Here is a 21,896-nt window from a genome sequence, read left to right as displayed (position 1 = left end):
GAATGACCCGGTGAGGTTCTACCGTGATGAGGCTGTCGTGCTGCGCCAGCACAAGCTCGGCGAGGCCGATCGGATCATCACGTTGCTGACCGCCGACCACGGGCTCGTGCGCGCGGTGGCCAAGGGGGTGCGCCGCACCCGGTCCAAGTTCGGTGGACGCCTCGAACCGTTCGCCCACGTCGACATCCATCTCTATCCGGGCCGCAATCTCGATGTCGTCACGCAGGTGCACAGTCTGCACGCCTTCTCCGACGCCATCGTCGCCGACTACGGGCGCTACACCACCGCGTGCGCGGTGCTCGAGACCGCCGAACGACTCGCCGGCGAGGAGCGTGCACCGGCCACCCAGTTGCAGCGACTGACCGTCGGGGCGCTCGAGGCGCTCGCCGAGGATCGTCGCCCACGTCAGCTCATCCTCGATGCATTCCTGTTGCGGGCCATGCATTGTGCGGGCTGGATGCCTGCGCTGGAGTTGTGCGCACGATGCGCCACCCCCGGCCCGCACCGTGCGTTTCACGTCGCCGCCGGGGGAGCGGTGTGTCTGCACTGCCGGCCGCCGGGCGCGGCGACCCCCTCCCCGGGAGTGCTCGACCTGATGGATGCGCTGTTCCGCGGCCAGTGGGAGCACACCACCGACGCCTCCGATTCGCTGCGTCGCCAGGCCAGCGGACTGACCGCCGCGCACCTGCAATGGCACCTGGAACGGCAGCTGCGCACCCTGCCGCTGATCGAGCGCGCCGCTCCTCATAGGGTGATCGAGTCAGGCGTGAGAGGAGTCGAAGATGGCGTTGCGGCCGGGTAGCTCCGCCAAGAAGCAGACCGCGCACCGGGCACGTACGCTCATCCGCCCGCCCGATCCCCATCCCAGCGGTGCCACCCCACCGAATCTGCCTCCGGAGTTCGTCCCCAATCACGTCGCCCTGGTGATGGACGGCAACGGACGGTGGGCCACCGACCGCGGCCTACCCCGCACGGAGGGGCACAAGCGCGGCGAGGCCGTGCTGATGGACACCGTGTGCGGATGTATCGAGATCGGCGTGAAGTGGTTGTCGGCGTACGCGTTCTCGACCGAGAACTGGTCGCGTAGTCCCGACGAGGTCCGGTTCCTGATGGGGTTCAACCGTGACGTGATCCGACGTCGGCGTGACGAGATGCACGAGATGGGGGTGCGCGTGCGCTGGGCGGGACGGCGGCCGCGGTTGTGGCGCAGCGTCATCAAGGAACTCGAGGTCGCCGAGGAACTGACCAAGGACAACGACGTGATGACGCTGACCATGTGCGTCAACTACGGTGGACGTGCCGAGATCGCGGATGCCGCAAGGGAAATCGCGCGGCGAGCGGCGGCCGGCGAGATCGACCCGGAACGGATCACCGAGTCGTCCTTCGCGCGATACCTCGATGAGCCGGACATGCCCGACGTCGACCTGTTCTTGCGTCCCTCCGGCGAGCAGCGCATCTCCAACTTCTTGCTCTGGCAGTCGGCCTACGCCGAAATGGTGTACCAGGAGAAGCTCTTTCCCGATTTCGATCGCCGCGACCTGTGGGCGGCGTGTCTCGAATACGCCTCACGCGACCGGCGCTTCGGCGGGGTCAGACCCACATGACCGACGACGACGCGACATCGGTTGCGCGCGTGCGCAGGTTACTCACCGAGGTCGGTGACGTGGTGGGCGGTGACGCCGACTCGGTGGTCGTCCGGGTGGGACGCACCCGCGCCTCGATCCGCGCGGTCGACATCGCCGAGAACCTCGAGGTCCTCAGTGTCACGCAACTGATCGCGGTGAATCTGCCCAACACCCCGGAACTACGCGACGACGTCGAAACCCACGACGCGAAGCTCAGTTTCGGCAGTCTACGACGCAGCGACCCGGAGGGCGTGACCACCGACGTGTTGCTCTACTACACGTTTCCGATCGGTGGCCTCGCTGACATGGCGCTGCTGACCATGCTGCATCTGGTGCTGGTGACCGGCGCCGACGTCGCCGGTCATCTGGTCGGCGGCGCCATTTCCTGACGACGGGCCTGGCACTGCGCGCACCGCCCGAAGACCTCGACGGTGTGGTGGATGTCGGTGAATCCGTGTTCCTCGGCGACCGTCGCGGCCCAGCGTTCGACGGGGTCGGCCTGGACCTCCACGGTGGTGCCGCACTCCCGGCAGACCAGATGGTGGTGGTGACCGGACGAGCAGTTGCGATAGCGGGTCTCACCCGTCCCGTCCCACAGCGCGTCGATCTGTCCGGACTGCGACAAGGCCTGCAGGTTGCGGTAGACCGTGGTCAGTCCGATCGACTCGCCACGGGCCTTGAGTTGTTCGTGGAGTTCCTGCGCGGACCGGAAGTCCTCGCTGTCGGCCAGGGCGTCGGCGATGGCCGCACGCTGCCGGGTGGAGCGGATGCCGGTGACGGGTCCCGCGGCCGATCGGCTGCTCACGAGGCGGCTCCGGTTCGGTCCTGCGCCACCGGATCAGCCGGGTCGCCGGTGGCGCCAACCGATTCGGGGTCGCCGGCCGACTCGGTCTCGACCGACGATTCGGTGGCGTGGACCAGGGCGTCGGTCACGATGTGCGCGAGGTGATCGTCGATGAGTTCATACATGATCTCGCGCCCGTTGCGGTGCCCGCGCACCACGCCGGCGTCCTTGAGCACCCGGAGGTGCTGACTGACGAGAGGTTGGCTCAGCCCGAGTCCGCCGACGAGCTCGTGGACGCATTTGGCGCTCTCCTGCAGGGACAACACGATGGCGATCCGGGTCGGCGCGGCCAGCGCACGGAGGAGGTCACTGGCGGCCTCACGGGCCTGCGCGTCGGTGCGCTCGGTGAGGGCGTCGCAGGGTCGGTGGGTGTCCATGTCGACCATCTTATGGGAAGTCGTTGTCATTTGGGATGAGCGTTGCCGACGACCACCACACACCGAGAGGCATACCCGCTAGACCGGAAACGCATGTTGCCAGAATGTGGCGGTTCAGAGTGGGAGGGCTTCGAGATGACCGATGAGGATGAGCCGCATCGTACGAGGGTGTCCCGTGCGCAACTCGACGCACTCGACGCGAGTTTGTTCGCCCGCTCGTTGATGGCGATGGGCAACACCATGAGCACTGCGAACGTGATCATGCAGCTCGCCGATCCCGCGGTCGGTTACGGCGTCGCGCACAGCACCGTCGACAATGGGCGGCTCGATCGGCATCCGGTCAAGCGGGCGCGCACGACCGCGTCATATCTGGCCGTCGCCATCCTCGGCGACGCCGACGACCGGCGCCGATTTCGGCGTGCGGTCAATGGCCAGCACGCGCAGGTCCGGTCCGCGCCGGACAGTCCGGTCGAGTACGACGCCATGAATCCGCACCTGCAGCTCTGGGTGGCGGCGTGTCTCTACGTCGGTCTCGAGGACATCTACGAGCGGGTGTACGGGCCGCTGTCCGGTGACCTCCGCGACGAGTTCTACCGCCAGGGAATGGTGTGCGGCACCACCTTGCAGATGCCTGCCGAGAGCTGGCCCGCCGACCGCGACGCCTTCGACGAGTACTGGGATCGGCGGGTGGCCGAGATCTCGATCAGCGACGAGGTGCGCGAGTTCCTCCTGTCGATCGCCCGCTTCGGGTACGCACCGCAGTGGGTGCAACGCCGGTACGGCCCGGTCAAATACCGGCGCACGATCGGCTATCTGCCGCCGGCGTTCCGGACCGCGCTGCGCGTGGAATGGACCGCCGACGACCAGCGCTGGTTCGACGACTACATCGCGCGCTGCGTCGCCGCGGAACGTCGACGGCCCCGCTGGCGCTCCCAGTTGGGATTTCGGCTCTTGCTCTGGGACACGCGGATACGGCATCGACTGGGTCGGCCGCTGGTGTGAGCCAGCGCGCGGTGGCGTGGTCCTCGGGTCGGGACCGCCGGGCGGATCCGTGATTGTTCTCCGCTTGTGATCGACGGCTACCCTGTAGGGGTTGCCGTCATCGAAGGTGCCGGTGGCGTGACCCTGTCCCAACGTCTGTGGAGTGCGATTCATCGTGGCCGCCGCCCCGTCCAAAGTCGAAGCCGTCGTCAACCTCGCCAAGCGGCGCGGTCTGGTCTACCCGAGTGGTGAGATCTACGGTGGAACGCGCTCGGCGTGGGACTATGGGCCGCTCGGTGTGGAGCTCAAGGAGAACATCAAGCGGCAGTGGTGGCGCACCATGGTCACCTCCCGAGACGACGTGGTGGGCCTCGACTCGTCGGTGATCCTGCCGCGGCAGGTGTGGGAGGCCTCCGGTCACGTCGAGGTGTTCACCGACCCACTGGTCGAGTCGCTCTACACCCACAAGCGGTATCGGGCCGATCACCTCATCGAGGCCTACGAGATCAAACACGGCCACCCGCCGGAGAACGGCCTCGCCGACATCAACGACCCCGAGACCGGCCAGCCCGGAAAGTGGACCGAGCCCAAGGCATTCAGCGGTCTGATGAAGACCTACCTCGGCCCGGTCGACGACGAGGAGGGGCTGCACTATCTGCGGCCGGAGACCGCGCAGGGCATCTTCGTCAACTTCAAGAACGTCATGACGACGTCGCGGAAGAAGCCGCCGTTTGGCATCGCCCAGATCGGCAAGAGCTTCCGCAATGAGATCACCCCCGGCAACTTCATCTTCCGCACCCGTGAGTTCGAGCAGATGGAGATGGAGTTCTTCGTCAAGCCCGGCGAGGACGAGCAGTGGCATCAGTACTGGATCGATCAGCGATTCAACTGGTACGTCGACCTCGGGATCGACCCGGAGAACCTGCGGCTCTATGAGCACGCGCAGGAGAAGCTCTCGCACTACTCCAAGCGCACCGTCGACGTCGAGTACAAGTTCGGTTTCTCCGGTAACCCGTGGGGCGAACTCGAAGGCGTCGCCAACCGCACCGACTTCGACCTCTCCACGCATTCGAAGGCCTCCGGTGAGGACCTGTCGTTCTTCGACCAGGCCTCCGGCGAGCGCTACACGCCCTACGTCATCGAGCCGGCAGCCGGACTGACCCGGTCGGTGATGGCGTTTCTGTGCGACGCCCTCACCGAGGAGGAGGTGCCGAATGCCAAGGGCGGCACCGACACCCGCACGGTGCTGCGTCTCGACCGCCGTTTGGCCCCGGTCAAGGTGGCCGTGCTGCCGCTGTCGCGCAACGAGAAACTCTCGCCGAAGGCCAAGGATCTCGCCACCGAGCTGCGCAAGAACTGGAACGTCGAATTCGACGATGCGCAGGGCATCGGCAAGCGTTACCGGCGCCAGGACGAGATCGGCACGCCGTTCTGTGTGACCGTGGACTTCGACACCCTCGACGATCACGCGGTCACCATCCGCGAGCGCGACACCATGAGCCAGGAGCGGGTCGCCCTGGACAAGGTGGCCGAGTATCTGGGTGGCAAACTCCTCGGCTCCTGATCGGCGAACCGCTTTCGATTGGGCCTGACCTGCGGCTGTCTGTCACAATTGGGGACGGAGTCGCGAGGTTCGGGCACGGGGTCCGCCGCAGCGATCAGTAGAGAGTGAGTGCAATCGTGGCAGTCAGTGGCAAGGTCGTCCATTACGACGCCAACCGTGGATTCGGGTTCTTGGCCCCGGAATCCGGTGGGGCAGATGTGTTCTTGCACATCAATGACATCGACATCGACGAGAACGACCTGAAGCCGGGCGCCAAGGTCTCCTTCGATGTCGAGGAGACCGACCGTGGTTCCAAGGCGATCAACGTCGCGGTCACCGAGGCCGCTCCGGCCGAGGAGTCCGGCGGTGGACGGCCGCCGCGCCGTGACGATCACCGACGCGATGATCACCGACGTGACGACCATCGCCGCGATGACCACGGTCGTTCGCACGGCGGCGATCGGGACCGTCCGCGCCGTCCGCGCGCCGGTGGGGGCGGATCGTTGGATGCCGCCGCGTTCACCGAAGAGGTGACCGAACTGCTGCTCGATTCCTCCGACGACCTCACGGCCGCGCAGATCGTCGCAATCCGCAGCCGGATCACCGACTTCGCCGTCGCCCGGGGCTGGGTGCTTGACTGACCGCCCTCCGACGGGACGGTCCGGGGTGTCCCAATCCGGGATTCCCCCGACGGCGTTCTACGGCGACGAGGCCACCGAGCGGATGGTGCCCGAGGGCGCCAAGGTCGCGAGCCTGCCGGGAACCCGGACCGACCACCGCAGTGAGTACGCGCGCGACCGTGCGCGCGTACTGCATTCGGCTGCCTTGCGTCGCCTCGCCGACAAGACCCAGGTCGTCGGCCCGCGCGAGGGCGACACGCCGCGTACCCGTCTGACCCATTCGCTCGAGGTCGGGCAGATCGGCCGCGGGATCGCGATCGGCCTCGGCTGCGAACCGGACCTGGTGGAATTGGCCGGCCTCGCCCACGACATCGGCCATCCCCCCTACGGGCACAACGGTGAGCGTGCACTCAACGAATTCGCTTCCGACATCGGCGGATTCGAGGGCAACGCGCAGAATCTGCGAATCCTCACCCGGCTCGAACCGAAGTTGCTCGACGACCAGGGCCGCAGTGCCGGGCTCAACCTGACCCGCGCCTCTCTCGATGCGACCCTGAAGTATCCGTGGACCCGCCGGCCGCCGAATGTGAAGTTCGGCGCCTACGCCGACGACGCCGCGGCTCTGGATTGGGTCCGACGCGAGGCGCCGGGCGATCGGCAGTGCATCGAGGCGCAGGTGATGGACTGGTCCGACGACGTCGCCTACTCGGTCCACGACCTCGAGGACGGTGTCATCGCCAACCGCATCGATCTGCGCACGCTCGCCGATCCCGACGACCAGCGCACGCTCGCCGACATCGGGATCAAGGAGTTCCCGGGTCTCGAGCCCGAACCGTTGATCGATGCCGCACAACGACTCTCGCGCATGGATATCGTGCGTGCGGTCGGGGTGTTCGACGGCAGTCTGGACGCGTCGGTCCGGCTCAAGCGGCTCACCAGCGAACTCATCGGCCGGTTCGCCTCGGCCGCGATCACCGGCACCCGCGAGGTCGTGGGCGGGCGGTCGCTGTCCCGGTACGACGCTGACCTGTCCGTGCCGCCGCTCATCGCCGCCGAGGTGGCGATCCTGAAAACCCTTGCGCTGCGGTTCATCTTCTCCAACGTGCGGCACAAGACCCATCAGGCCCGGCAGCGCGAACGCATCCACCGCGTCGGCGAGTGGCTCAGCGCCGCGGCTCCCGGGGGGCTCGACCCGGTCTTCGTTCCCAGCTGGGAACACGCCGCCGACGACACTGCCCGCAAACGGGTCATCGTCGACCAGATCGCGTCGATGACCGAGGGCAGGCTCGAACGGATGGACAAGCAGAACTCGGGCGCGCAGGCACATCTGGGCTGAGTGGTCGGGCGCGGCGCCGCAGATCACTCGGGCCGGGCGCCGGGTTCATCGCGCGGCGTTGGCCCGATCCAGGATGTCCTGCAGCACCTCTCGGGGTAGCGCCCCGGCGGAGAAGTCGACGATCCGGCCCACCGGGACCGAGCCCATGATGGTCACCAGGTCCATGCCCTCGCCGGTGTCGGCGCCATCGGTCAGGGCGCCGGCGATCTTCGTCATCGCCTCGGCCGCAACCGGATCGGCCAGCACCTCGGCGATGCTCGATTCCAACGTGAGGTCACCGGTGGTGTCGTCACCGACGACGTCGACCTCGGCGGTCAGCCGGATGTCGCGGCTGGAGGCCCCCACCGACACCGTGTACCGCCCGGACCGGACCACGAACGAGTGTGTCCGGAGGTCCCATCGGGACAGGTCGTCGGCCGTCACCGTCATCTCGACCCGCGCGCTGCAGCCCGGATCGAGGTCGATGTCGGTGAACGCCTTGAGTTCACGCGGCGCGGTCACCGGGGTCGGCATGGTGACGGGGGTCGGCCCGGTCGCCGGCGCGGAGGTGGCAGCGCCGAGGTAGACCTGTACCACCTCACGTCCGGTCCGTGCGCCGGCGTTGGTGATCGTCGCCGCCACCCGCAGGCCGCCGTCGTCGGTGGTGTGCACCTCGAGGTCCCGGTACTCGAAGGTGGTGTAGGACAAGCCGTGTCCGAAGGGAAACGTCACCGGCAACTCACGTGCGTCGTACCAGCGGTAGCCGATGAACAGGCCCTCGCCGTAGATCACGTGCCCGAATTCGCCGGGAAACGACAGATGATCAGGGGTATCGGACAGACGCTCGGGAACCGTCTCGGCCAGTCGGCCCGAGGGATTGACGTCACCGAACAGCACGTCGGCGATCGCGGCGCCCACCGCCTGGCCGAGTAGTGCACCGTCGAGGAGCGCCGGAGCCGTCAACGGCGACAGCCGCAGCACCCCGCCGTGCGCCAGGACGATCACGGTGCGCCGATTGGCGGCGACGATCGCCTCGGCCAGGGCGAGTTGGGCAGGCGGTAACTCGATGTCGGCCCGATCGAACCCCTCGGATTCCTGCTCGTCGGCGAGTCCGAGAAACAGCACCACCGTCGACGCGGCTCGAGCCACCGAGACCGCCTCCTCGAGCAATGCGGCGTCGGTGTCGGTTTCGGCACCGATGCGGTATCCGGCAGCGAATCCGACGCCGGCCCCGGCGCGGGCGCGGATCTCCTCGAGAGGGACGTCGACGCGGGTGGCGTGCACATGCGATGATCCGCCACCCTGATATCGCGGGTGCGCTGCGAGTTCGCCGATGACGGCCAGATCCGCGGTCGGGGTGAGGGGCAAGAGGTCGTCGTCGTTGCGTAACAACACGATTGCGCGACCGGCGACCTCACGTGCCAAAGCGTGATGCGCGTCGAGATCGGGGGTTTCGGGCGTTCTCGGGGCGTGCGCGGCAGCGGTGCGCGCGAGTGCGGCGACACGGACGGCCGCCGACGTCAACGCCTCCGGAGCGAGGCGGCCGTTCGCGACGGCCTCGGCCACCGCCGCATCGGCTGCGGGCCCGGGGGAGGGCATGGTCAGATCCACACCCGCGGCCAGCGCAGCCACCCGATCGGCGACCGCGCCCCAGTCACTGATCACCGCACCGCCGAAACCCCATTGTTCGCGCAGGATCTCGGTGAGCAACTCCCGATGCTGGGAGGCGTGGACGCCGTTGATCCGGTTGTAGGAGCACATCACCGTCCACGGCTGCTGTCGGGTGACGATCGTCCGGAACGCACGCAGATACAGCTCGTGGAGCGTGCGCTCGTCGACGTCGGCGCTGATGCGCATCCGGTCGGTCTCCTGGTTGTTCACCGCGAAATGCTTCAGGGACGCGCCCACGCCACGAGCCTGCAGACCGTGAACCCACGCACCGCCGAGCTCCGCGGTGAGGTGAGGATCCTCGGAGAAGTACTCGAAGTTGCGACCGCCGCGCACCGACCGCTTCAGATTGACGCCCGGCCCGAGCACCACACCGACAGACTGTGCGCGTGCCTCGTCGGCGATGGCCGCGCCGACGCGTCGCGCCAAGGCGGGACTCCACGTCTGGGCCAGTCCGACTGCCGGCGGAAAACACGTTGCGGGCACACTGCCGGAGATTCCCAGATGGTCGGTCGGGCCGTCCTGTTTGCGCAGCCCATGGGGTCCGTCGGTCATCAGGATCGAGGGCACGTCGCCGACGGACTCGGTGGTCCAGAAATCGTGGCCGCTGGTCAGGCGAGCCTGCTCCGCGATGCTCGAAGGGGCTCCGTCCGGCTGCTGTGTCACGGGAGAACTCCTCTGTGGGCTCTGGTGGGTCGTGGCGGGCGCGGGAGGCGACCGTTCACCCCCGACCGTAGCCGTGGACGCCGAGCATGGTGGGTCGTTCGGCGGTCGGTCCGGCGCCGGAAATGCGTGGTGGTGTGACGCATTGTGGTGCATTGACAACGCGGCGCCGTGCAACCTCGCCGTTTTCACAACAATATTGTTGGTGCCTTTTCCCGAAAACCATCTGTACGTGGAACCGAGCATTTTCTATGCTCAGAGCGTCACTATGAGGGCGTCCTTGAAATAGATGAGAGTCCACTCATCTCGACGGGGGCCATGAAAGGACACCCGTGATGGTGCATGTTCGGCGCAGCCTGCTCGGAATGATCATCGCCTGCGCCATGCTCGTTGTTCCCGCGGTGTTCGTCCCGGCGTTTCCGAATGCCATGGCGCGCGCATCGGTATTCCCGTCGTCGGGATCCGGCACGGAGATCTACACCATCGAGCCATTGGATTTCAATCTGATCGATGCGATGGCGATGCTCTTTCAGGGACGGTGCAGCGCGGCCGGTGCCGAGTGCCGGCAGGTGCCGACCTCGGCGTCGCCGGACCCTTCGCATTTGTTCGGTGTTCCAGGCGAATTCGGTCCCATCTCGCTGGGTGCGGACTCCCTGGACGCGACCCTGCGGGCCAACGGCGCCGACGCGCACCACCCGATTCTGGTTTTCGCATATTCGCAAGGTGCGCAGGTCGCAGGATTCTGGTTGCGCAACCTGAGTGCCGATGCCGATTCCTACGCCCCGCCGGCGACCACGTCGTTCCTTCTCGTGGGCGATCCCGAGAATACGTACGGCCCCTGGTGGTTGCCGAAGGTACCGACCACCACGCCCTATCACGTCACGGAATTCTGGAAAGAATACGACGGCTGGGCCGATTGGCCCTCCGACCCGAATCCCCTCGCCGTCGCGAATGCCATCGCCGGGATGATGTTCATTCACCCCACCGCGTATTTCTCGATGAATCCCGATGACCCGAACGACATAACCTGGACCGACGGGAATATGACGTATGTCATGGCGCCGACCGCAGATCTGCCGCTGCTCGATCCGCTGCGCTGGCTCGGGCTGACCTCGGTCGCCGATGAACTCAACGCACAATGGAAGCCGATCGTCGACAGCGCCTACACGCGACCGTCGACCCAGGCGGCAGCGAACGCCTACACCGCGGCTGCGTCTACGACGCAGAGTCAGACGACGTCTACGACGCAGAGTCAGACAGCTTCGACGGGGCTCGTGACCCCCGCACCGGAGTCCCGGCTCGCGGCGGCGGTCGCCCCCACGACCACTTCCACGACCGCACCGGTCCCGGAGGTGGCCTCGTCGAGTACAACACCTGCCCCGATGTCCACCAGTCCGGCAACCACCAGTCCGGCAACCACCAGCCCGGCAACCACCAGCCCGACGCCCGCAGCAACCGCACCCACCACGGCCGCGCCGTCGTCCGTGGCCGCCGTGCCACCTGCGATCTCGCCGTCGGCGACCACATCATCAACGGCATCCCCGACAGCAGCGACGAGCGATCGCGCGCAGGCCGACTCGGCCGGATCGGGCGCGTCGACCACGGCGGCTTCGGCGAAGGCCGATTCGGGGAATTGAGGGCGGTTCCTCCTCGCCGGTCACGTCGGTCGCGATCACCCCGGTCACGGTCACTACACTGGTCGAAGTGGCAGGCCGAATCCCCGATCGCGACATCACGGCAATCCGTGAGCAGACCCGCATCGAGGACATCATCGGCGAGTACGTGGCATTGCGCCAGGCCGGTCCCGATCGGCTCAAGGGACTGTGTCCCTTTCACGACGAGAAGACCCCGTCGTTCCACGTCCGCCCGGTGCACGGCCATTTCCACTGTTTCGGATGCGGCGAGGGCGGCGACGTCTACAGCTTCCTGCAGAAGCAAGAACACATCGGCTTCGTCGAAGCCGTCGAGCAGCTCGCCGACCGGATCGGCTATCAGATTCACTACGAGGGCGGCGGACCGAGTGTCGCGCGTGATCGCGGCACCCGGGCGCGCTTGGCCGCCGCGAATGCCGCGGCACACAAGTTCTACGTCGAGCAACTGCGCTCACCCGAAGCGCAGATCGCGCGCGACTATCTGACCGAACGCAACTTCGACGCGGCCGCGGCGGCCCAGTTCGGCTGTGGGTATGCCCCGGCCGGCTGGGACACGATGACCAAACACCTGCTCGGTCAGGGCTTCGAGTTCGACGAGCTCCGTGAGGCGGGACTGTCGAAGGAGGGCCGCAAGGGGCCGATCGACCGGTTCCATCGGCGGCTGCTCTGGCCGATCCGCAATCTCGGCGGCGACATCATCGGCTTCGGAGCGCGCAAACTCTTCGACGACGACAACCTCGGCAAGTATATGAACACCCCGGAGACCATGCTGTACAAGAAGTCTCAGGTGCTGTTCGGTCTGGATCTGGCGAAGAAGAACATCGCCAAGGGCCATCAGGTGGTCATCGTCGAGGGGTATACCGACGTGATGGCGATGCATCTGTCCGGGGTGACCACGGCGGTCGCCTCGTGCGGGACGGCCTTCGGTGAGGATCATCTGGCGCTGGTGCGCAGGCTGATGATGGACGACTCGTACTTCCGTGGCGAGGTGATCTACACCTTCGACGGCGACGACGCGGGAAAAGCGGCTGCGCTCAAGGCGTTCGAAGGAGAGCAGTCGATCGCCGGACAGACCTTCGTGGCGATCGCCCCCGACGGCATGGATCCGTGTGAACTGCGGCAGGAGCGGGGCGAGGCCGCAGTACGCGACCTGATCGCTCGCCGAATCCCGATGTTCCAGTTCGCGATCAAGACACTGATCGCCGCGCACGATCTCGACACCGCCGAGGGCAGGGTGCATGCGCTGCGTGAAGCGGTGCCGGTGGTGGCCCGCATCAAAGACGTTGCGCTGCGCGACGAGTACGCACGTCAACTCGCCGGCTGGGTGGGCTGGGAAGAGGTGCCGCAGGTGCTCGCCCGGGTCCGTGAGGAAGCCGCCCGGCACAACCGCGCCACCGGCCGCGCACAGACATCCGGGGCTTCGGGGATGCGACGCGACCGACCCGAGGCGGCGAAAGACCCGGGGTCGGCGCGTCCCCGCCCCGACGACCCGCGGCTCTGGCCGCAACGCGAGGCGTTGAAGGCGGCGCTGCAGTATCCGGCGATCGCCGGGACGGTGTTCGACTCGCTTCCGTCCGAGTGCTTCACCGAGCCGATCTACATGCGGTTGCGCCAGGCGATGGCCGACCTCGGCGGCACGTCGTCGGGCATGGGTGGCGCGCAATGGGTGGACTCGGTGAACCACGAGGTCGACGACCCGGTGCTCTCACCGATGGTCACCGAACTCGCCGTGGAGCCGATGAGCGTGACCGAGGACAACATCCCGCGCTACGTCAACAGCGTGCTCGCCCGCTTGCAGGAGGTGTGGGTCGGTGCGCAGATCGCCGACATCAAGTCACGCCTGCGGCGGATGGCGCCCAGCGAGGACCCCGACGCGTACAACGCCGTCTTCGGTGATCTCGTCGCACTCGAGGCCTATCGCCGCAGTCTGCTCGAGCAGGCCGTCGACCCCACCCAGGGCGTCGGCTGACCGAGGCCTTTGCCGAGCAGTGCGCTCAGAGGCCTTTGCCGAGCAGTGCGCTCAGAGGCCGTTGCCGGGCAGTGCGCTCAGGCCGCTTCGGAACGGATACCCGGACGCAACTCGGCCGGATACATCGGTCGATGCGGGTCGTCGGCGTTGTAGACGCAGCCACCCGCATATGTGTGGATGCCCGAGCAGCGGTCGGGGATCGGGCGCGGACGCCCCCAGATGTGATCGGCGGTCGCAGTCATGGTCGCCTCCTCGGTACTTCGTGGACGATGCACAGAAGTATGGGGGCATACCTGTCCGAATGGGCAGTGAGCGCGGTGTTTCACTCGCGATGAGCGCAGGTGAGGTGTCTCACACTCCGGTGCGGGTGACGCGTCGGACCCCGCGCAGTCGGATCCGAACGACGGCGACGTGGGCGCTGTGGCCGCACGCAAACACGTTGAGCCCGAACCGATGTGATCACCGGTCCGGGCTCAACGTCAGTTGGTTCTGGTCTGGTCAGTCTTTTCTGCCGGGAATCCCGATCGCGAATCCGATGCCGATGATCACGCAGGAAACCAGTGCGACGGCCGGCATCACCCACATTGCGTTCATGTCGGGAACGCTACGCTTCGGCGCCCGCGGTGACGGGGTGTTTGCGTGAGATCGGGACCTTGGCCCGCCAAGTCGGGTCTTTGGGCCCGGCAAGCCTGCCCGGGCCGAGTCGGACGGCGACACGAGGCGATTCCCGGCGTTCAGCTGAGCGTGCGGTGTGTTGTGGGCCACAATGGCCGTTGCCCGGAGTCGTCGGGATGAGGAGAGGTGGCGGTCGTTGACAGACATCGTGCTCGCGGAGGTCGGGACGCCGTGCGAGCGGCAGGTGGTGGCGGAGTGGGCGCAGACCGCACATCCCGATGCATTGTTGCGGACCCTCGACGAGATCGATGCCGAGAACCTCGAACCCGAGACCACGCTCATCCCCGCGCGCGTCGTGTGGCTCCCCCCGGTCCGCAAGGGCGAGCGGCGGGTGTCGGTGGCCGACGTTCTCGTGCTGTCGAATCCGCGGCGACCGCCGGCGTTCCGGCAGAACGCGATCAAGAAACGCCGACCCGATCGGGTGCGGGTGGCCGTCGGGGAGGCGGCCACGGTCGCCGATCTGCGTGCCAGGCACGAGCAGTCGTCGGCGGAGGGGGAGGCCTTCACCGCATTCGTGGGGGTACAGGCGGCGTTGTCGGCCGAACGGGCCGAACGCCAGATCGTCGGTGACCGATACAAGGTGCCGCGGCTGGTGGCCGAACAGATCGGTTCCTCGGCACGCTTCCGTGACAATGCGGCCAAACTCGCCGCCGACCTCGGCCGGCCGGTGGCCGCGGTGATGGCCGAGGCCACCGACAAGATGTCGGCCTTCGTGGCCACCCAGAGCCGACTCATGGACGACGTGTTCTCCTCCACATTCCGCGCGCTCTACGAGCGCGCGTGGACGGTATCGGTCGATCTGGACACCCTCGGCCGGCTGCGCACGCTGAACAAGAGCCACGGTCTGATCTTCCTGCCCTCGCACCGCTCCTACGTCGACACCCTGGTGCTCTCGGAAGTCCTTCGTAGCCATGACTTCCCGCCGAATCTGGTCCTCGGTGGCAACAATCTCACGATCTGGCCGATCGCGCCGGTGGCACGCCGTGCGGGGGTGATCTTCATCCGGCGCAAGTTCGGCGCCGACCCGGTCTACAAGTTCGCGATGCGCTCGTATCTGTCGTTCATCGTCGAGAAGCGCTTCAACCTCGAGTGGTACATCGAGGGCGGCCGCAGCCGAACCGGCAAACTCCGCCCACCGAAACTCGGCCTGCTGTCGTATGTGGTCGATGCGATCGAACAGCTCGACGACGCCGACATGATGGTGGTGCCGACCTCGATCGTCTACGACCAACTCCACGAGATCGCGGCGATGGCACGGGAATCGTCCGGTGGTGCGAAGAAGCCCGAGGACGTCACCTGGCTGCTGAAGTACGCCAAGGCTCAACGCACCCACCTCGGTGAGGCGCGGGTACGCTTCGGGACGCCCTTCTCGCTGCGGCAGGCCATCGTCGAGGGTGGGGACGATCCGGCGGCACTGGACAAGATCGCGTTCCGGGTGATGGACGAGATCAACGCCGCCACACCGATTTCGGCCACGTCCTTGGCGGGTTTCGCACTGCTGGGCGCAGGCGAGCGCGCCTACACCGCCGGCGAGATCGAGGAGATCCTCGAGCCGCTGCTGGACTACATCGACCGCCGGGGGCTGCCCGGTCCGGACGCACAATTGTGCCGCGGCCTCGGTTTGCTCTCGACCCTGCGCGAGCTCACCACCGCGGGCGTGCTCACCCGATTCGACGGCGGCACCGACACCGTCTGGTCGATCGCGCCGGGCAATCATGCCGTCGCCGCGTACTACCGCAACGGCGCCCTGCACCACTTCGTCGACCGTGCCATCGTCGAGATGGCGTTGGTGGCCGCCGATCGTGGCGATCTCGAGGCCGATGTGGATGCGATGCTGGCTGCGTCGCAGCAGGAAGCACTGCGGATCCGCGATCTGCTGAAGTTCGAGTTCTTCTTTCCCACCAAAGAGGTGTTCTTGCACCGACTCGGCGCAGAATTGGATCTCATCGCACCCGAGTGGCGCGAGACCCCACCGACCCCGGAATGGATCCACCAGACCCTGCTCGCCATGTCCGGTGCGCTGTTCGCCCGGCGCACACTGCAGACGTTCTTCGACGCGCAACTCGTTGTCGCGCAACGACTCGTCGCCCTCGACGACGCGCCCATCGACAAGGAGCAGGTGCTCGCCGACTGTCTCGGACTCGGCCGCCAGCTGGAATTGCAGGCGGTGATCCGCAGCAAGGACTCGGTGTCGACCGAGCTGTACGACGCCGCATTCCGCCTTGCCGAGAACCGTCATCTGATCAGCCCGGCGGAGGGCTCCGAGCGGGGTGTCGATCTCGCCGTGGCGCGGCGGGCGTGGCTCGACGAGGTCGAGGAGATGCGCGAAAGGCTGGCCAAGATCGCGGCGATCGAGGGCGAGCAGGCCGGGGGCATCCGGTGAGCGCGCTCGCCGCGCGACTCGCCGAGATCCGATCGGCCAAGCGCGGCAAACAGATCGGGGCGTTCTTCGACTACGACGGCACTTTGATCGAGGGATTCTCGGCGACCGCGATCATCGGGGCGCGGGTGCGCAGCATGGAATTCGGACTCGGTGAACTCGCCGACTTCCTGCTCATCGGACTGCGCGGCGTCGAGTCCGAGCAGGATTACGCCGAGGTGCTCGACGCGACCCGACCGACGTTCGCCGGAAAGACCTATGAGGACCTACTCGCGTTGGGCGAGAGCCTGTTCAAGCACGAGACGGCCGCGCAGCTGCGACCACAGATGTGGCAGATCCTGCGTGCCCATCGGGCGATGGGCCACCGCATCGTCATCGCGTCGTCGGCGACGCGGTTCCAGATAGCCCCGATCGCCCGTGAGATCGACGCCGATCACGCCCTGGCCACCGACGTGGAGGTGATCGACGGCGTGGTGACCGGCCGGGTGGTGGGCCGGCCATTGTGGGGGCCGGGTAAGGCGGCGGCGGTGCGTGCGCTGGCGCGAGAACACGATATGGATCTCGACGCGTCGTTCGCCTACAGCGACGGCAACGAGGACATTCCGTACCTGGAGTCGGTGGGGCATCCGGCGGCGGTGTCGCCCAAACATGTCCTGCGCGCCGAGGCGCAAGCCCGGGGATGGCCGATCCTGGATCTGCGCAACCCGACCCACAATCGACTCGAGATGGCGGTGCGCACCGGCGCGTTCTACGGCACCTTTCTCACCTCGGCGGCGGTCGGGGTGCTCGGTGGGCTGGTGCGGCGGGACCGGTCGGCGGAGATGATGCAGTCCGCGGTGTCCGGAGGTATGGACGTCGGGCTCGCGCTGGCCGGGGTGCGTGTCGAGGTCATCAGTGGCGCAGAGTATCTGACGTCGGCGCGCCCGTGCGTCTTCGTCTTCAATCATCAGTCGACACTCGATCTGCCGGTGATGATCCACCTGGTGCGCTCCGATGCCACGGGCGTCGCGAAGAAGGAGATCGGCCGGCTACCGGTCTTCGGGCAGGTCCTCGACGCCGCCGGGGTGGTGTTCATCGATCGCGCCGACGCCGGGAAGGCCATCGAGCAACTCGCGCCCGCGGTGGCGAAACTCCGCGACGAGGGCGCCTCGTTGGTCGTCGCACCCGAGGGAACCCGTTCGGCGACACCACGAATCGGCCCGTTCAAGAAGGGGCCCTTTCACATCGCGATGCAGGCCGGGGTACCGGTGGTCCCGGTCGTGTTGCGCAATACCGGGGAGCTGATGTGGCGCGGGGCGCAGCTGATCAAGCCCGGGGTGGTGGAGGTCAAGGTGCTCGAGCCGGTGGACACCTCGTCGTGGATCGCCGACGACATCGGGCGCCACGCCGAAGAGGTTCGGCAACAATTCATCTCGACGCTGGCCGACTGGCCGGTCGACTATGGCGAGGACGGCGGGGCAGCGCCGGACCAGGAAGTGATCGGATGAGCGAGGACCGCCCACTCGACTGGGGCACCGAACCCCACATGAGCCCGGTCGACACCGTGATGTGGCGCGGTGACAGCGACCGCCGGCTGCGTGGCACGATCTGCATGCTGGAGATCTACGACCGTGCGCCGGACTGGGATCGGCTGATCGCCGCCCACGAGTGGGGAAGTCGTATGGCACCGCGCTTTCGGCAGCGGGTGATCGACTCGCCGTTCGGTACCGGCACACCGAGCTGGGCGATCGACCCCGAGTTCGACCTGCACTATCACGTGCGCCGGCTACGGTTGGCAGGAGACGGCTCGATGCGCGAATTGCTGTCCACCTGTGAACAATTGGCGATGACCGCGCTCGACCCGGCGCGGCCACCGTGGGAGGGCTATCTCATCGAGGGTCTGCCCGACGGCAAGGCGGCGTACTTCCTCAAGGGCCACCACGCGCTGACCGACGGTCTCGGCGCGATCATCGCACTGGCGCAACTGCATTCGACCACCCGCGAGCCGAAACCCGATAAGCCGCAGCCGCCCGAACCCGTGCCGGTCAACGTCTCGGCACTGGAGGTGTTACGTCGTCAGATCGGAGACGAGGTGGCGCGGGTACCGCATCGTGTCGACGTCGTGGTGAGCGGTGCCCGTGCACTCGTCGACCCGAAACGGGCGTTGAGCAAGGTACTTCGCTACGGACGTTCGGTGCCGCGGGTCGCCGGTCTGGTGAGCCCACCCGGGTCACCGCTGCTGGCCCATCGCAGTCTGTCGTGGCGGCTCGCGGCGTTCGAGGTGCCCTTCGCCGATCTGCGGGCCGCCGGGTCGGCGGTGCGTGCCTCGGTCAACGACGTGTACCTGGGCGGCCTGATCGGCGGATTCCGCATCTATCACGAACGCCTCGGCCGGCCGGTCGAGGCGATCCCGGTGGCGATTCCCATCTCGGTACGCCGACCCGAGGACCCCGAGGGAGGCAATCGGATTGCGGTGGGACGCATGGCCGGTCCCGTCGGCATCGCCGACCCCTTCGAGCGGGTGCTGACGATCCGCGAGCAGGTGCGGGCGGCACGCACCGAACCCGCCGTCGACGTGTTCAACACCATGGGATCGGTACTGGCCTGGATACCGGGACGACTGCTGGGACAGTTCAGCGGAGCCACGAGCGGTAACGACCTGCAGGCCAGCAACGTACCGGGAATCCCATGGGAGACCTTCGTCGCCGGCGCCAAGGTGGAACGAATGTATCCCTTCGGCCCGCTGCCCGGCTGCGCGGTGATGGCGACGATGATCACCCATAACGGCATTGCCTGTCTGGGAATCAATTTCGATGCGGCGTCGATCACCGAACCGGAGATCTTCGCCGAGAGTGTCGTCGCCGGATTCGATGAGGTGCTCGCGCTGTCCGGGGCCGACTCGCAGGCAGCGATGACCCACGTGGTGTGAGGCGAAAAGCAAAAAACCGCCTGTGACCAGGCGGTTCTCTTGCTCCCCCAACTGGACTCGAACCAGTCACGAGTGGTGCTAGATCGCCGCGAATCTGAGGTGCAGAAATAGCCGTTTGCGCTGGTAGAATGGGGTGATAGCCGGGTCGGGCCGTTTGGACCCAAGGTGACTCTGGATAACCCACGTAGACTAGTTTTAGCCCACGGATTAGCCCGTGGAAGTCGTAACTGGTGATCCAGTAGGAGGACGGAATCATGGCCCGCACGGCAGGCACGTTCGGCAGCGTGGAGCAGATGGCATCGGGTCAGTGGCGCGCCCGCTACAGCCACCAGGGCAAGCGGTGGACTGCGCCCGAACCGTTCGCTACGGACAAGCTGGCACGCGGCTACCTCGGTTCGGTGAAATTCGCGATCGAGTCCGGTACTTGGCTCCCACCAGAAAAGGCTCATCCGCAGATCCCCAACGAGCCCAAGCCGGTTCCGACGGTGGCAGAGTTCGCCGAGTCGTGGATCACCAAGCGCGAGTCCGGGGCCATCGGTACGCGCAAGATGAAGCCTCGCACGGCTGCGGAGTACCGGCGCTTGCTGAAGGCGACAGTGCCCGACAGCATCGCCAAGCTGCCCGTCGATCAGGTGACTGCACAGCAGATCCGCGATTGGTACGACGGGCTGTGCGCAGCCAAGCGACCGACCCAGACCTCGCGCGCCTATGCGTTCCTCAAAACCGTCTTCACCCAAGCGATGCCTGAGCACATGGGCGAGCTGGCCTACGTCACGGTCAATCCGTGCCAGGTGGGTGGCGCTGGACGTCACGTCGAACCGGCGGTGAAGCCCGACGACGACCCTCAGCCAGAGGACATCGAAGCGCTCGCGACGGCCATCGGTCCGAAGTACGCGGCTGCGGTCTACCTCGGTGCCTGGTGCGCTCTGCGTTGGGGTGAGGTGTCCGCGCTGCGTCGGCGGGATCTCGATCTCACGCGGAAAGTGGTCTACGTCCGCCATGGTGCCGTCTGGCTGACTGGCAAGGGTGTACAGGTGGCCGACCCCAAGACAGCTGCCGGTGTCCGCACTGTCGCAATACCAGGTCACATCATCCCAGATCTGAAGGCGCACATGGATTCTATGGCCTCCAATGATCCCAACGCCTACCTCTTTCCATCGCGTGATCCTTCAAAGCCTGTGTCAGAGAGCAGTTTTCAGCATCACTGGGAGAAGGCGCGGGAGAAGGCAGGTCTTCCCAAGTACCGATTCCACTGGCTGCGTCATGCCGGGGCCACATGGGCAGGCCAGACAGGCGCGACCATCGCTGAGCTACAGGCGCGGCTAGGGCCAATACCGTTCAGTTAAGGTTACATGGGTGTAGTTTGTAGGGTATGCTTCGTGCTGGGTGGGTGAAGCCTGAGTCGGATCGTCGGTTGTCGGATGTGGTGTCGGTGGGCGTGTTGACGCGGACGTTTCCGCCGGATGTGGTGGACGAGGTGATCGCAGCGGCGGGCCGGACCGAGGTGCGTCATCGGGCGTTGCCGGCGCGGGTGATGGCGTATTTCTCGATCGGGATGGCGTTGTATGCCGAGGGCTCGTATGAGGATGTGTTATCCCAGCTCACGGATGGTTTGTCGTGGGCGTCGGGGTGGGAGGAGTCCTATCGCGTTCCGGGGAAGTCGGCGATCTTTCAGGCGCGGTCTCGTCTGGGGTCGGCGCCGATGAAGGCGTTGTTTGAGCGGGTCGCAGTGCCGTTGGGGCGGGAATCGACGCCTGGGGTGTGGTTGGCGGGGCGGCGGCTGGTTGCTGTGGATGGGACGTGTCTTGATGTCGCCGACACGCCGGTCAACGATGAGTATTTCGGGCGGCCCGGGGTGAACAAGGGTGAGCGGGCGGCGTTCCCGATGGCGCGGGTGGTGGCGCTCGCCGAGTGCGGCACGCACGCCATTTTCGCCGCCGCGGTGGGCACCTACGCCCAGTCCGAGGCGGTGCTGATCGAGTCGTTGCTACCGCATCTGACACCGGGGATGCTGGTCACGGCTGATCGTGGAGTGTTCTCGTATGCGTTGTGGCGCAAAGCTATAGCGACCAACGCGGATCTGTTGTGGCGGGTGAAGACCTCAGGTACAGGGCCGTTACCACGACATGTGAAGGACTTTCCGGATGGCTCGTGGCTGGCCGAATTGCACCAGACACATTCGGCCGCGGCGCGGCGCGCTGAGCCGATGCTGGTGCGGGTGATCGACTACACCATCGATGACGGCCGGGAGAACGCCGACCACTATCGGTTGCTGACCACGATCCTGGACCCTGACGAAGTCGGTGCGGTCGAGTTGGCTGCGGCCTATACCGAGCGGTGGGAGATCGAGATTGCCTTCGATGAGCTGAAAACCCACCAGCGCGGGCCCCGTACCGTGCTGCGTTCGAAGTCTCCTGATCTTGTGCTGCAGGAGATTTGGGGGCATCTGTGTTGTCACTATGCGATCCGGTCGTTGATGGTCGAGGCCGCCGGTCACGCCGGCCACGACCCCGACAGGGTCAGTTTCGTTGCCGCACTGAGGATTACCCGCCAATCGGTCGCCCACCAGGGCGACTTTCCCCCCTCACGACCCTGACACCACCAGCCGCAGCTGGCTCACCTTCCTCACTCGCCTCACACGCAGACTCAACCCCGCACGTCGACGACGAGCCAACC

General features: G+C 66.6%; 18 protein-coding genes. 14 read left to right on the top strand and 4 right to left on the bottom strand.

Going from position 1 to position 21,896, the window contains the following annotated elements; genetic code table 11:
* Window positions 1-10 precede the first annotated feature (10 nt).
* The 3 genes from recO to AC5ZH6_RS16095 are packed head-to-tail and all read left to right on the top strand — an operon-like array spanning window position 11 to window position 2,014.
* Window positions 11-802, top strand: coding sequence for a DNA repair protein RecO (gene recO / locus AC5ZH6_RS16105; protein ID WP_006371467.1), 792 nt, complete (start codon window positions 11-13; stop codon window positions 800-802).
* A complete protein-coding gene (locus AC5ZH6_RS16100) occupies window positions 783-1,604 on the top strand; it encodes an isoprenyl transferase (protein ID WP_020170818.1) in 822 nt (273 codons plus the stop codon). Before recO ends, AC5ZH6_RS16100 begins: the two co-directional genes overlap by 20 nt.
* Window positions 1,601-2,014 (top strand): hypothetical protein, encoded by a 414-nt coding sequence (locus tag AC5ZH6_RS16095; protein WP_020170819.1) that lies wholly within the window; start codon window positions 1,601-1,603, stop codon window positions 2,012-2,014. Before AC5ZH6_RS16100 ends, AC5ZH6_RS16095 begins: the two co-directional genes overlap by 4 nt.
* Here AC5ZH6_RS16095 and AC5ZH6_RS16090 read toward each other — a convergent pair.
* A complete protein-coding gene (locus AC5ZH6_RS16090) occupies window positions 1,987-2,430 on the bottom strand; it encodes a Fur family transcriptional regulator (protein WP_006371470.1) in 444 nt (147 codons plus the stop codon). The genes AC5ZH6_RS16095 and AC5ZH6_RS16090 overlap by 28 nt on opposite strands.
* Window positions 2,427-2,855, bottom strand: coding sequence for an ArsR/SmtB family transcription factor (locus tag AC5ZH6_RS16085; RefSeq protein ID WP_014360461.1), 429 nt, complete (start codon window positions 2,853-2,855; stop codon window positions 2,427-2,429). The genes AC5ZH6_RS16090 and AC5ZH6_RS16085 overlap by 4 nt, the downstream gene beginning before the upstream one ends.
* Before the next feature lie 126 nt (window positions 2,856-2,981).
* Between AC5ZH6_RS16085 and AC5ZH6_RS16080 the strand changes: the two genes are divergently transcribed.
* The 4 genes from AC5ZH6_RS16080 (at window position 2,982) to AC5ZH6_RS16065 (ending at window position 7,326) form a co-directional block, all read left to right on the top strand.
* A complete protein-coding gene (locus tag AC5ZH6_RS16080; protein ID WP_026920026.1) occupies window positions 2,982-3,848 on the top strand; it encodes an oxygenase MpaB family protein in 867 nt (288 codons plus the stop codon).
* Between the two features lie 142 nt (window positions 3,849-3,990).
* Entirely contained in the window at window positions 3,991-5,391 is a 1,401-nt protein-coding gene (locus tag AC5ZH6_RS16075; protein WP_020170821.1) for a glycine--tRNA ligase, read from the top strand.
* Between the two features lie 116 nt (window positions 5,392-5,507).
* Window positions 5,508-6,011 carry a cold-shock protein gene (locus AC5ZH6_RS16070; RefSeq protein WP_014360458.1) on the top strand — a complete coding sequence of 168 codons (504 nt, stop codon included), beginning with the start codon at window positions 5,508-5,510 and terminating at the stop codon, window positions 6,009-6,011.
* Window positions 6,004-7,326 carry a deoxyguanosinetriphosphate triphosphohydrolase gene (locus AC5ZH6_RS16065; protein ID WP_026920027.1) on the top strand — a complete coding sequence of 441 codons (1,323 nt, stop codon included), beginning with the start codon at window positions 6,004-6,006 and terminating at the stop codon, window positions 7,324-7,326. The genes AC5ZH6_RS16070 and AC5ZH6_RS16065 overlap by 8 nt, the downstream gene beginning before the upstream one ends.
* Before the next feature lie 45 nt (window positions 7,327-7,371).
* Here the strand turns inward: AC5ZH6_RS16065 and AC5ZH6_RS16060 are convergent, their stop codons facing one another.
* Window positions 7,372-9,639 carry a glycoside hydrolase family 3 C-terminal domain-containing protein gene (locus AC5ZH6_RS16060; RefSeq protein ID WP_265076639.1) on the bottom strand — a complete coding sequence of 756 codons (2,268 nt, stop codon included), beginning with the start codon at window positions 9,637-9,639 and terminating at the stop codon, window positions 7,372-7,374.
* A 332-nt stretch (window positions 9,640-9,971) separates the two neighbouring features.
* Between AC5ZH6_RS16060 and AC5ZH6_RS16055 the strand changes: the two genes are divergently transcribed.
* Together AC5ZH6_RS16055 and dnaG are read left to right on the top strand one after the other, a co-directional pair.
* Window positions 9,972-11,273 carry a PE-PPE domain-containing protein gene (locus AC5ZH6_RS16055; RefSeq protein ID WP_265076638.1) on the top strand — a complete coding sequence of 434 codons (1,302 nt, stop codon included), beginning with the start codon at window positions 9,972-9,974 and terminating at the stop codon, window positions 11,271-11,273.
* A 67-nt stretch (window positions 11,274-11,340) separates the two neighbouring features.
* Window positions 11,341-13,257: a DNA primase gene (gene dnaG / locus AC5ZH6_RS16050; protein WP_265076637.1), complete on the top strand. Its 1,917-nt coding sequence runs from the start codon at window positions 11,341-11,343 to the stop codon at window positions 13,255-13,257.
* A gap of 77 nt (window positions 13,258-13,334) precedes the next feature.
* Here dnaG and AC5ZH6_RS16045 read toward each other — a convergent pair whose 3' ends face one another.
* Entirely contained in the window at window positions 13,335-13,499 is a 165-nt protein-coding gene (locus AC5ZH6_RS16045) for a hypothetical protein (RefSeq protein ID WP_172398841.1), read from the bottom strand.
* A 569-nt stretch (window positions 13,500-14,068) separates the two neighbouring features.
* On the opposite strand from AC5ZH6_RS16045, the gene AC5ZH6_RS16040 reads away from it, so the two are divergent.
* The 5 genes from AC5ZH6_RS16040 to AC5ZH6_RS16020 all read left to right on the top strand — a co-directional run bounded on the left by AC5ZH6_RS16040 (window position 14,069) and on the right by AC5ZH6_RS16020 (window position 21,816).
* Window positions 14,069-16,315 carry a glycerol-3-phosphate 1-O-acyltransferase gene (locus tag AC5ZH6_RS16040; RefSeq protein ID WP_496167497.1) on the top strand — a complete coding sequence of 749 codons (2,247 nt, stop codon included), beginning with the start codon at window positions 14,069-14,071 and terminating at the stop codon, window positions 16,313-16,315.
* Complete coding sequence (locus tag AC5ZH6_RS16035; protein WP_496167495.1) at window positions 16,312-17,799, top strand: HAD-IB family hydrolase; 1,488 nt, start codon at window positions 16,312-16,314, stop codon at window positions 17,797-17,799. Before AC5ZH6_RS16040 ends, AC5ZH6_RS16035 begins: the two co-directional genes overlap by 4 nt.
* Window positions 17,796-19,220: a wax ester/triacylglycerol synthase domain-containing protein gene (locus AC5ZH6_RS16030; RefSeq protein ID WP_265076635.1), complete on the top strand. Its 1,425-nt coding sequence runs from the start codon at window positions 17,796-17,798 to the stop codon at window positions 19,218-19,220. The genes AC5ZH6_RS16035 and AC5ZH6_RS16030 overlap by 4 nt, the downstream gene beginning before the upstream one ends.
* A gap of 254 nt (window positions 19,221-19,474) precedes the next feature.
* A complete protein-coding gene (locus tag AC5ZH6_RS16025) occupies window positions 19,475-20,566 on the top strand; it encodes a tyrosine-type recombinase/integrase (protein WP_496167493.1) in 1,092 nt (363 codons plus the stop codon).
* 26 nt (window positions 20,567-20,592) lie between these two features.
* Window positions 20,593-21,816 (top strand): IS4 family transposase, encoded by a 1,224-nt coding sequence (locus AC5ZH6_RS16020; protein ID WP_496167491.1) that lies wholly within the window; start codon window positions 20,593-20,595, stop codon window positions 21,814-21,816.
* The last annotated feature ends 80 nt before the right edge of the window (window positions 21,817-21,896 follow it).

This window comes from Gordonia sp. YC-XJ4, from assembly GCF_059511865.1.
The sequence above is the reverse complement of the archived record's forward strand: the minus strand, read 5'-3'. Positions and strand labels throughout refer to the sequence as shown.